This is a genomic window from Bradyrhizobium pachyrhizi (genome assembly GCF_001189245.1).
GTDB lineage: Bacteria > Pseudomonadota > Alphaproteobacteria > Rhizobiales > Xanthobacteraceae > Bradyrhizobium > Bradyrhizobium pachyrhizi.
Genome location: NZ_LFIQ01000111.1, coordinates 73,882 through 84,852 on the forward strand (window position 1 = coordinate 73,882; position 10,971 = coordinate 84,852).

Sequence of the window (10,971 nt, forward strand, 5' to 3'; positions counted from 1 at the left end):
CCCGCCTTGCGCAGCCTCAGGGATTCGTAGAACGCGGTCTCGAAATTGATGTAGCCGATAAAGGACGTCGGATCGCCAAACGGCAGGATCTGCGTCGCCCAGTATCCGCCAAAGCCGTTCTGCCGATCGATCCAGTAGAACAAATTGGCGAGACCGGCCCAGCCGAGCGCGCCGGCGGGGCGGCCGGTCGGAGCCTGCTCCTCGTTGATCATGAAGCTTAGCGCCCAGGACTTCGACTGACCGGGGAAGAACTCGGCGTCGTTGGCGAGCGATGTGATCACGCCGGTGATCGCGGTGACCTTGTTGTTGCCGAGATGGTTCTTCTCCGCCATCCGCACGGTCTCCGCCTTCAGGACACGCCCGTGCTCGCCGGCGCCGTCGTTCAGCCACATCCGGATGAAGCGCATGTAGTCGCCGATGGTGCCGTAAAGCCCGTGGCCGCCCATGTGGATTTCGGGATTGGCTGGCAGCTCGAAATCCATCGGCGTGAGCGAGCCGTCGGCGTTGCGGGCGTGAATGCCGGCGAGCTTGCGGCGCATCGCGTCGGTGAGCTCGAACGTCGTGTCCATGATCCCGAGCGGCTCGAAGATCCGCGTCCTGAAGACCTCGCCGAGCCGCCGGCCGGTGATGGCCTCGACGATCTGGCCGCACCAATCCATGTTGGTGCCGTACTCCCAGCGCTCGCCCGGATCGAACAGCAGCGGCGTCATCAGCGAAGCCTTGGACGCCGTGATGACGCTGGGCTGCCCCTTCTCCTGCGCCAGCCGGTTATAGGTGTGATTGATGAAGTCGTAGCTCAGACCCGCGGAATGGACCATCAGCATGCGGGTGGTGATGTCGCGCTTCGGTGCACGCAACACCGGCTCGCCCTTGTCGTCAAAGCCCTCGATCACCTGGAGCTTGCCGATGTCGGGCGCGTAGGTTTTGGCCGGTGCGTCGAGATCGAGCTTGCCTTCCTCCACGAGCTGAAGGACGGCCGTGCCGGTGATCGCCTTGGTGGTCGAGAAGATCGCGAACACACTGTCGGCCGTCATGTCGGCGGGCTGGTCGAGCCGGCGCTTGCCGGCGGCGCCTTCATAGATGTTACGATGACGATCGGTCACCATCGCAACGACGCCGGGAACGCGCGGGTTTGACGTCACGACGCCGTCTAGGATTGCATCCGCGGCCGCACTGAAATTCGCGCTCATTGTCGTCCTCCCATATTTGCTTTGTGACGTGATCTGCCTCGGGCGGGACGCCTGCATTCCACCGGCTGCTTCCCGCCCGATCTTCGCTTGCGTGACACTGCGTAGCCCGGATGAAGCGAAGCGAAATCCGGGACCAGTGTCACCGTTGCGACATATGTCCCGGATTGCGCTTCGCTCCATCCGGGCTACGAAATCAGCTCTACTGCGTGGCAAAACCGCTATAGCCGCTCGCGGCGACCTCGTCGCATTTCTGGCGATAGGTGCCGACACCGCCGCAATAGGACAGCACCCGGCGCGGCTTGCCCTCGACATTGGAGCCCAGGTACCAGGAGTTGGTCTTGGCGATCAGTGTTGCGTTGGCGGTCTCGTCGTGATGCGCCACCCACTGATCTTCGGTATCCCTGGTCGGCTCGATGACGTTCAGGTTCTTGCCGCGCAAATATCTGATGCAATCGGCGATCCACTCCACCTGCTGCTGGAGGCAGGTGGTCATGTTACAGAGTGCGGCCGAGGGCGCGAGCGGCACCGCTGTCGTGAACAGGTTCGGATAGCCATGGACCTGCAAGCCCATCGTGGTGCGGATGTCCCTGCCCCAATCGTCCTTCAGCGATCGCCCGTCGCGGCCGCGGATGTCGATGCGCGTCAACGCTCCCGTTCCGGCGTCGAAGCCGGTCGCCAGGATGATGACGTCGAACTCGTGCACCGTGCCGTCGGCGGTCTGGATGCCCTCAGGCGTGATGCGGGCGATTGGATTGTTCTTGACGCCGACGATCTCGACATTGGGCCGGTGGAAGGCCTCGAGGAAATTGCTCTCCAGCGGCACCCGGTGCGTGCCAAAACCGTAATCGGCGGGAATCAGCAGTTCGCACAGCTTGGGGTCTTTGATCCGCTCGCGCATCTTCTCGCGCACGAATTCGGTGATCTCGGCGTTGACGGCTTCATCGAAGAACAGTTCGGCAAAGGACGAGACCCACAGCTTCAGGGATCCGTCGTTCCAGCAGTCCTCGATCACCTGGCGACGCTGCTGTGGCGTCAGGTCGGCCCAGGCGTGCTCGAAGTCGAATTCGAATCCGGTGAACGTCTTCGGCAGCCGTTCGGTGAGGAACTTGAACTTCGACTTGTAGGCTTCGGCGTCCGCTGCATCCCATTTCGGGTTCTTCATCGGGATGATGTATTGCGGGGTACGGATGAACACCTTGAGATGGCCGACCTCACCGGCGATCGACTGGATCACCTGGATCCCGGTCGCGCCGTTGCCGACCACGCCGACGCGTTTCCCGGCGAGCTCGATCGGCCCCTTGGGCCAGCGCGCGGTGTGGAACAGCTTGCCCTTGAACGCCTCCTGTCCGGGGAAGGACACATGCGGGGCCGAGAGCATGCCGCAGCAGGTGACGAGGAACTGGGTATCGATCACGTCGCCCTGGTCGGTCGCGACCAGCCAGCGTTGCGTCGCCTCATCGAAATGCGCGCTCTTCACCGTGGTGCCGAACTGGATGTCCTTCCTGAGGTCGAGGCGGTCGGCGACGTAGTTCAGCCAGCGCTCGATTTCCGGCTGGCCCGGGAATCGCTCGCTCCAGCTCCAGCCTTTGTAGAGCTCCTCCGAGAACAGGTACTGATAGGTGTGGCCTTCGGAATCGAAGCGCGCCCCGGGATAGCGGTTCCAGTACCATGTGCCGCCGACGCTCGACCCGGCGTCGATCGCCTTCACACTCAGTCCCTGCTCACGCAGGCGGAACAATTGATAGAGACCGGCGACGCCGGCGCCGACGACCACGGCGTCGAGCTTGGTCGTTGCATGCGCACCATTGCTTCCATTCGACCTTGTGACGGCCTCAGTCATGATTTCCTCCTGTGTCTGGCTTCTCGCGCGCACCTTCCCACCCGCGGTGTCGCCGGATGATGGTGCGTTGCGTCAATTTGGGTCTCGGCCGCTCGCGCTATCGCCGAAACGCAGAGCAGGCTACGGGCCGTTCGGCCGCGCGGCTTGGATGAAACCGACAATCTCTGGAACGCTGCCGCTCAATTGCCCGACCGGCCAATGGTCTCCTTGGCAAATGGCGAAAGCGGCCTATTCTGCGCTCAGCCGTCCGGCCAAGAACAAGCGGTCAACCGCGCCACCAATCCCAGGGAGGAGGCTCGCGCGATGGGCCAGTTGATCACGGTCGAGGAGCTGCCGCGCTACGCTCCCGGCGAGATGAAGCTGGATAGTTTGTCAGTCGGGAGAAGCGATTTCCGGCTGCGAATTTTCCGCTATGCGCCGTCAGACATCTGGGTCCCGCCGTCCGCAAACTTCCTCCTGGTGCTCTATCGCGACGGCGTGACGTCGATGAACCGCCGCGTCACCGGCGCATGGAAGCAGGATCACGTCGGTCGCGGCGTCACGTCGCTCATGACGCGCGCGGAGCCGTCAAGCTGGCATTGGAACAACGACATTGAGGTCAGCCATTTCTACATCTCGCCTGCCCTCATGACGAAGACCGCGAGCGATGCCTTCGACCGCGACGCCGAAACGATCGAGATTCACGACCTGCTCAAGGTCGAAGACCCGATGCTGACCTGGATCAACGATCAAATGGTCCAGGAAGTCGCCGCGGGCGGTCCCGGTGGACGGCTCTGCTATGATGCGCTGGCGCTGCAGGCGAGCGTGCACATCCTGCGGAAATATGCGGCGATTGAGTTCAAGATGCCCTGCGCGCAAGGACGCTTTCGTCCGGCGCATGCCCGGCTGATCGAGGACTATATCGAGCAGAACATCTTCCGGAACATCACGCTGGAGGAACTCGCGAATATCTGCAGTTGCACGCCGGTCCAGTTCGCCCGCAAATTCCGCGTGCACTACGGCATGCGGCCGCATGCCTATGTCCTGCGGCGCAAGGTGGAGCATGCGTGCCAGCATCTGCGCAAGGACCGCGTCGCGCTGAAGGAGATCGCGCTGCTCGCCGGCTTTGCCGATCAAAGCCACCTCAATCGCGTGTTCCGGCAGCACATGAACGTCACGCCGGCGGAATACCGCCGGCAGGTCTGCGAGCACACCGTCCAGGCGTGAGACAGGGTCTGCGACGGACTCACACGGGCGTCGGATTGAGGCGCGCAAAGCCTTCCTGGATTCGGTAGGGATAGTACGGATAGGCCGGCATCACCGCGCTCGCGCGATCGAGACGCGCGATCTGGTCCGGCGAGAGCGACCACCCGACCGCGCCGAGATTGTCGCGCAGCTGCGCCTCGTCACGCGCACCGATGATCACGGACGACACGCTCGGCCGCGTCAGCAACCAGGCAATCGCGATCTGCGGCACGCTGCGGCCGGCCTCTGTGGCGACCGCGTCCAGTGCGTCGACGATCGCGTAAAGCTTCTCGTCGTCGACTGGCGGCCCGAACTGCGCGGTCTCGTGCAGGCGGCTGTTGGTCGGTAATGGCTGGCCGCGCCTGATCTTGCCGGTGAGGCGGCCCCAGCCGAGCGGACTCCAGACCAGCGCGCCGACGCCCTGGTCGAGCGCGAGCGGCATCAGCTCGGATTCATAGTCGCGGCCGACCAGCGAATAATAGACCTGGTGCGCCACGTAGCGCGGCCAGCCTTGCCGCTCGGCAACACCGAGCGCTTTCATCAGATGCCAGCCGGAGAAATTCGAGGCGCCGACATAGCGCAGCTTGCCGGCGCGCACCAACGCGTCGAGCGTCGACAGCACTTCGTCGACCGGCGTGAAGGCATCGAAGGCATGAAGCTGCAGCAGGTCGATATAGTCGGTGTTGAGCCGGCGCAGCGCGGCGTCGACCGCGGCGACGAGGCGATATCGCGACGTGCCGGCATCGAGCGGACCATCGCCCATCGGCAGGCCGGTCTTGGTCGAGATCAACACCTTGTCGCGGCGGCCCTTGATCGCGGCGCCGAGGATCTCCTCCGACGCGCCGTTCGAATAAACATCGGCGGTGTCGAACAAATTGACGCCAGCCTCGAGGCAGATGTCGATCAACCGTCGCGCCTCGCTGGCGTCGCTGCGGCCCCAGGCCGAAAACAACGGCCCCTGGCCACCGAACGTGCCGGTGCCGAAGCTGAGCACCGGGACTTTCAGGCCGGATGCACCGAGATTGCGGTATTCCATGATCATGCTCCCTTGATCCGGTTCATTCCGCCGGGCACTGCGCGGCGAGCGCGATCGGCCGATCGAGGCGCAGGCTCCACAGCGCAAGCACCAGGCCGATTGCCGTGATGACGGCGGCCACCAGCGGCAGCGCGCCGAGGCCAAGGCCGCGATCGATGGTGACGCCGCCGGCCCAGGCGCCGAGCGCGTTGCCCAAATTGAACGCCGCGATGTTCAGGCTGGAGGCCAGCGTCCGCCCTTCGACGCCGGCGGCTTCGAGCACGCGGAGCTGCAGCGGCGCGACGGTCGCGAACGCGGCGATGCCGAGAATGAACAGCAGCACGACGGCCAATGCCTTGATCGAGACGACCGCCGTCAGCGCGACGAGCACGGCGGCGAGGCCGCCGAGCGATACCAGCAGCGCCCGCGCAAGTCCCTTGTCGGCGAGCCGGCCGCCCGCGACATTGCCGATCGCAAGGCCGGCACCGAACACGAGCAGGATCGGCGACACCGCGGCGTCGGAGAAGCCGGTGAGCCGCGTCAGGATCGGCTGCACATAGGTGAAGACCGCGAACAGCCCGCCGAAGCCGAACACCGTCATGGCAAGTCCCAGCAGCACCTGCGGGCGGCTGAGCACGGCGAGCTCCTCGCGCAGCGGCGCAGGCCTGTCGTTGGCGCCGACATGGCCGGGGACCAGCACCGCCAGCACGATGAACGCGATCACGCCGATCGCCGCCACCGCCCAGAACGCCGCGCGCCAGCCGAGCATCAGGCCGAACCAGGCTCCGAAGGGCACGCCGAGCAGGGTCGCGACCGTGAGCCCGATGAACATCGTGGCGATCGCCGACGCACGCTTGTCTTCCGGGACGAGGCTTGTCGCCACCACGGAGCCAACGCCGAAGAAGGTGCCGTGCGCCAGCGAGGTGAGAATGCGCGCCGCCATCAAAAGCCCGTAGCTCGGCGCCAGCGCACACGCCGCATTGCCGAGCGTGAAGATCGCCATCAGCGCCAGCAATACCGCCTTGCGCGGCATCCGCCGTGTTGCCAGCGTCAGGATCGGCGCGCCGACGAACACGCCGAGCGCATAGCCGGAGATCAGCAGGCCTGCCGCGGATACGGATACCTGCATGTCGGCGGCGACTTGCAGCAGCAGTCCCATGATGAGGAATTCGGTGGTGCCGATGCCAAAGGCACCGGCGGTCAAGGCAAGGACTGCAGCAGGCATGTGTCGCTCCGGACAGAAGGATTCCGCAAAGCGAGATAGCGGTCCGGGCGGGGAAGGATTAGAATGGCCGCAATCCAATCATTTGTGACTTGAATTCAAGATGGCCCGCACAGACACCAACCGCTCCGGCGAGATGGACGTATTCGTCCGCGTCGTCGATCTCGGCGGCTTCACCGCTGCCGCGAACAGCCTGCGCCAGACGCCGTCCGGCGTCAGCAAGCTGGTCTCCCGGCTCGAGACCCGGCTCGGCACGCGGCTGGTCAACCGCACCACGCGCAAGCTGCAGCTCACCGAGGAAGGCCAGGCCTTCTACCAGCGCGCCCAGCGCATCCTCGCCGATATCGACGAAGCCGAACGCGAGGCCGCCTCATGCGTGCCGCGCGGCCATCTCACCGTGAACAGCAACATCCCGTTCGGCATGCTGCATGTGATGCCGCTGCTGCCGCGCTTCATGCGCGAGCATCCCGACATCACGCTCGACATCGTGCTGACCGACACGCTGGTCGATCTGATGCAGGCACGCGCGGACATCGCGATCCGGGTCGGTCCGCTCGGCGCCTCGCGGCTGATCGCACGCAAGCTCGGCACCAGCCGCATGGTGGTGGCCGCCGCGCCGTCCTACCTCGCCCGCTTCGGCACGCCGAAGACGCCGGCCGACCTCGCCGGCCATCGCGGCATCGGCTGGACCTTTCCGCGCAGCATCCGCGGTTGGCCGTTTCGCCGCGCCGAGAAGATCGAGGAAGCGCTGCCGCCGCCGGTCGCCCGCGTCAGCGACGGCGAAGCCGCGCGTCAGCTCACGCTCGGCGGTATCGGGCTGGGCCGGCTGGCGCTGTTCCACATCGGCCCCGATATCGAGGCCGGGCGTCTGGTGCCGGTGCTGCAAAACCTCAATCCCGGCGACCGCGAGGACATCCACGCGGTCTATGTCGGTCACGCCGGCCCGCTGCCGGCGCGGGTCCGCGCTTTCATCGATTTTCTTGCGCAACACATCCGCGTCGGCGATCCCTCGCTGCAGCGCGGCGCTGATGGAAGATGGAAGGTCGTAGGCGACAAGTGAGTGTTCAATGACGCACGAGCCCCCGGCCTTCCAGTCCGTCACCGAGACGATCCGCATCGCCGCAGAGCCAGCGCATGTGTGGGACGCGATCATGGACCCCAAAGCGGGCGAGAGATGGCGCAACGCGCATTTCAGGACCGATTGGAGGATCGGCGCGCCGATCGAGATCGAGGCGGAGATCGGCGCAAAGCGCTATCGCGACAAGGGCCGCGTCCTCCAAATCGACCCGCCGATGCGGCTCGAATACTCCTATTGGTCGCAGGTCTCCGGCCTGCCGGATGTTCCGCAATCCTATGCGACGATCACGATGAAGCTCGTGTCCGACGGCGGCGAAACGGTACTGACCGTCACCCAGCAGGTGCCGCCTTCGCCGACCCGCCGCGGAAGCGGCTGGGAGATCGGGCCCGACTCAGGCGCCAAACATGTTGCCTTCTACTGGCGAATGACGCTGCCGCGCCTGAAGCAGGCGGTTGAACAAGGACGCGCCGCGCAATAGCGCGGTCTATGCCCGCTTCAGCAGGAAGAGCTGCGTGACATAAGGGAACACCACTTCGTCGGCGTCGCCGAGACCGGCCTCACGCAGGATGCTGCCGGTCTTGTCGCGCAGGATCGCCTTCTCCGCATCAGGCAAATTGGCGACATAGCTCGTCGATGCGATGCGCTCGAAGACGTCCTGTCGCTTCATCCGGTGCGGATGGTCCTGCACGATTTCCCTCTCAAGCACGAAGCGCGGGTCCTTCAGGATCCAGCGCCAGCGTCCGGTCCGCTGCCGGGGCGTGTCGCCCGCATAGCCCTCGATCATGACGGACAACGCCTCGACCCACGGCGTGCGATCGTCCCGGTTGTTCCAAACCAGCGCAAGCGTCCCGCCGCGATGCAGCAGTCGCGCGATCTCGGCGACCGACGCCTCGTTGTCGAACCAGTGAAACGCCTGGGCGCAGGTGACGAGGTCGACGCTGCCGGTTTCGAGATTGATCGCATCGGCGCGCGTGTTGATGACCTCCACCCCGGCTTCCCTGGACAGCCTGGCCGACATCTCGGCGACGGGCTCGACCGCGACCAGGCGCGCAGTCGCGGGCAAATGTTGCAGCAGCAGGCGGGTGAACTTGCCGGTTCCGGCACCGAGGTCGACGACGCAGCGCGCGGCCGCAAGCGGCAGCGCGGCGACAATCTCCGCAGGGTAGCTCGGTCGGCCCGCCTCATAGGCGGCGACCGCGACACGATAATTCTCGGCAGTGGGGTTCAGTGTCATTGTTGCTTCTCCTGCGTGCCAACCATCCGCGGAACGGTATAGAGCAGCGCCTGCACAGGACTGGAAGAGCGCGCCGATTCAAAATCCGCTGAAGACCTCTCACCTTTGCGTCAGCCCCGCAGCTCCACTGCCCCCTGTTGAAGGTGCGCGCATTTTGAATAATTTGCTTCGGCGGGTTTAGCATAGCAACCTTACGCGCTTGTGGTGCATCAACATCGCAGTTCCAAGGTTGCAAGTTGCGGTTGGCTGAACGACAGTCCGCGACGGCGGACGCGGTCTGTCGCGCTTGTGCGGGACAAGCCCGATCCCGCCCCGCACCGGAGCGACCATGCAGCGATCCAGGGCAGTCTTCATCACGGCTATCGTCTACGCCCTGATCGGCCTGGCCCTCGCCGGCGGCGGCATTTGGCTCGCCTCACTGGGTGGATCGCCCTTCTACATTGTCCTCGGCGTCGGCATTCTCGCCACGGCTGCGTTGTTGCTGGCGCGGCGCCATCAGGCGCTATGGCTGTTTGCGATCGTGCTGCTCGGCACGCTGGCGTGGGCCGTCTATGAGGTGCGGTTCGACTGGTGGCCGCTCGCGGCGCGTGGCGACATCATCTTCCCCATGGCACTCTGGTTGCTCACGCCGGTGATCGTTCGCGCCCTGAGACGAAGCGGGCCGGTGTCTTACATGCGCGCGACGGCGCCACTCTGGATCGGCGTCGTCGCTGGTGCGGCGGTGCTCATCGCCGGGCTGCTGTCCAGCTATCACGACATCAACGGCACGATCGCCGAGTCCGGCTCCGCCGTGCCGCAAAGCGAAGCCGACCCGCAGCCGGACGGCGACTGGCGCGCCTATGGACGCACACAATTCGGACAGCGCTATTCGCCGCTGAAGCAGATCACGCCTGACAATGTCGGCAACCTCAAGGTCGCCTGGACCTTCCGTACCGGCGACGTGAAGACACCAGACGATTCCGGGGAGACGACCTTCGAGGTCACCCCGATCAAGGTGCGCAATACGCTCTATCTCTGCTCGCAGCACCAGGTGCTGTTCGCGCTCGACGCCAAGACCGGCACGGAGCGCTGGCGCTACGACCCCAAGCTTGTGCACAACAAGACGTTCCAGCACATGACCTGCCGCGGGGTCTCCTACCATGAAACCGCGCAGGGCGCCGTCGACAGCAGCGGCAATCCGGCGCCGGCCGAATGCCCGCGGCGGATCTTCCTGCCGGTCAATGACGGACGCATGATCGCGCTCGATGCCGACAGCGGCAAGCTCTGCGATGGTTTCGCCGATCACGGCATCCTGGACCTGCAGCAGGGCATGGGGATCAAGACCGCCGGCTTCTTCGAGCCGACGTCGCCGCCGGTCGTCAGCGACAAGATCCTGGTCGTGGCCGCCGCGGTGATCGACAATTATGCGGTCGACGTGCCGTCGGGCGTGATCCGCGGCTTCGATGTCTATACCGGCAAGCTGGTCTGGGCCTGGGATTCCGGCGCGGCGGACGAGAACGCACTGCCGTCGCCGACGCGTCATTACACCAACGGGTCACCGAATTCCTGGATCACGGCCTCGTTCGATCCGAAACTGAATCTGGTCTACATCCCGACTGGCAACAACGGACCCGACATCTGGGGCGGCAATCGCGATGCGCTGGTCGAGCGCTATTCCAGCGCCATCGTCGCGCTTGACGTCGACACCGGCAAGCGCGCCTGGTCGTACCAGACCGTGCATCATGATCTCTGGGACATGGACGTTCCCTCGCAACCGAGCCTGGTCGATGTGACGACGGCCAAGGGCGTCGTTCCCGCGCTGATCCAACCGACCAAGGTGGGTAACATCTTCGTGCTCGATCGCAGGACCGGCGAGCTGATCGTGCCGGCGCCGGAACGCGCGGTGCCGCAAGGGCCCGCGCCCGGCGACCGCTCCGCACCGACGCAGCCGTTTTCCGAACTGACCTTCCGCCCGGAGGCGAAGCTGACCGGCGCCGACATGTGGGGCGGCACGATCTTCGATCAGCTGCTGTGCCGGATCATGTTTCACCGCTTGCGCTACGAAGGCACCTTCACGCCGCCGTCGTTGCAGGGCACGCTGGTCTTCCCGGGCAATCTCGGCATGTTCGAATGGGGCGGCATCGCGGTCGATCCTGTCAGGCAGATCGCCATCGCCAATCCGATGTCGT

Annotated in this window: 9 protein-coding genes; 4 read left to right on the forward strand and 5 right to left on the reverse strand. The window is 65.1% G+C overall.

Going from position 1 to position 10,971, the window contains the following annotated elements; genetic code table 11:
- Together acmB and AKL29_RS28320 are read right to left on the reverse strand one after the other, a co-directional pair.
- A partial coding sequence (gene acmB / locus AKL29_RS28315) for a methyl acetate hydrolase AcmB (protein ID WP_152977812.1) occupies positions 1 to 1,190 on the reverse strand: 1,190 nt, incomplete at its 3' end.
- 199 nt (positions 1,191 to 1,389) lie between these two features.
- On the reverse strand, positions 1,390 to 3,030 hold the full coding sequence (locus tag AKL29_RS28320; RefSeq protein ID WP_050386502.1) for a flavin-containing monooxygenase: 1,641 nt from the start codon (positions 3,028 to 3,030) through the stop codon (positions 1,390 to 1,392).
- Between the two features lie 303 nt (positions 3,031 to 3,333).
- On the opposite strand from AKL29_RS28320, the gene AKL29_RS28325 reads away from it, so the two are divergent.
- A complete protein-coding gene (locus AKL29_RS28325) occupies positions 3,334 to 4,236 on the forward strand; it encodes a helix-turn-helix transcriptional regulator (RefSeq protein ID WP_028336351.1) in 903 nt (300 codons plus the stop codon).
- A gap of 19 nt (positions 4,237 to 4,255) precedes the next feature.
- Here the strand turns inward: AKL29_RS28325 and AKL29_RS28330 are convergent, their stop codons facing one another.
- Positions 4,256 to 5,290, reverse strand: coding sequence for an aldo/keto reductase (locus tag AKL29_RS28330; protein WP_028336350.1), 1,035 nt, complete (start codon positions 5,288 to 5,290; stop codon positions 4,256 to 4,258).
- A gap of 22 nt (positions 5,291 to 5,312) precedes the next feature.
- Positions 5,313 to 6,494: an MFS transporter gene (locus AKL29_RS28335; protein ID WP_050386429.1), complete on the reverse strand. Its 1,182-nt coding sequence runs from the start codon at positions 6,492 to 6,494 to the stop codon at positions 5,313 to 5,315.
- A 100-nt stretch (positions 6,495 to 6,594) separates the two neighbouring features.
- Between AKL29_RS28335 and AKL29_RS28340 the strand changes: the two genes are divergently transcribed.
- Positions 6,595 to 7,551 (forward strand): LysR family transcriptional regulator, encoded by a 957-nt coding sequence (locus AKL29_RS28340; RefSeq protein ID WP_050386430.1) that lies wholly within the window; start codon positions 6,595 to 6,597, stop codon positions 7,549 to 7,551.
- A gap of 7 nt (positions 7,552 to 7,558) precedes the next feature.
- Positions 7,559 to 8,047, forward strand: a complete 489-nt coding sequence (locus AKL29_RS28345) for an SRPBCC family protein (RefSeq protein WP_050386431.1) — start codon at positions 7,559 to 7,561, stop codon at positions 8,045 to 8,047.
- A gap of 6 nt (positions 8,048 to 8,053) precedes the next feature.
- Here AKL29_RS28345 and AKL29_RS28350 read toward each other — a convergent pair whose 3' ends face one another.
- Positions 8,054 to 8,803, reverse strand: a complete 750-nt coding sequence (locus AKL29_RS28350) for a class I SAM-dependent methyltransferase (RefSeq protein ID WP_050386432.1) — start codon at positions 8,801 to 8,803, stop codon at positions 8,054 to 8,056.
- A 328-nt stretch (positions 8,804 to 9,131) separates the two neighbouring features.
- On the opposite strand from AKL29_RS28350, the gene AKL29_RS28355 reads away from it, so the two are divergent.
- Positions 9,132 to 10,971, forward strand: a 1,840-nt coding sequence (locus tag AKL29_RS28355; protein WP_244482471.1) for a membrane-bound PQQ-dependent dehydrogenase, glucose/quinate/shikimate family, incomplete at its 3' end; no start/stop codon positions are given.

Bases quoted from the DNA above. Each gene is read 5' to 3' on its own strand.
- AKL29_RS28335 (WP_050386429.1), bottom strand. From the start codon at position 6,494: ATGCCTGCTGCAGTCCTTGCCTTGACCGCCGGTGCCTTTGGCATCGGC.
- AKL29_RS28320 (WP_050386502.1), bottom strand. From the start codon at position 3,030: ATGACTGAGGCCGTCACAAGGTCGAATGGAAGCAATGGTGCGCATGCA.
- AKL29_RS28340 (WP_050386430.1), top strand. From the start codon at position 6,595: ATGGCCCGCACAGACACCAACCGCTCCGGCGAGATGGACGTATTCGTC.
- AKL29_RS28350 (WP_050386432.1), bottom strand. From the start codon at position 8,803: ATGACACTGAACCCCACTGCCGAGAATTATCGTGTCGCGGTCGCCGCC.
- AKL29_RS28345 (WP_050386431.1), top strand. From the start codon at position 7,559: ATGACGCACGAGCCCCCGGCCTTCCAGTCCGTCACCGAGACGATCCGC.
- AKL29_RS28325 (WP_028336351.1), top strand. From the start codon at position 3,334: ATGGGCCAGTTGATCACGGTCGAGGAGCTGCCGCGCTACGCTCCCGGC.
- AKL29_RS28330 (WP_028336350.1), bottom strand. From the start codon at position 5,290: ATGGAATACCGCAATCTCGGTGCATCCGGCCTGAAAGTCCCGGTGCTC.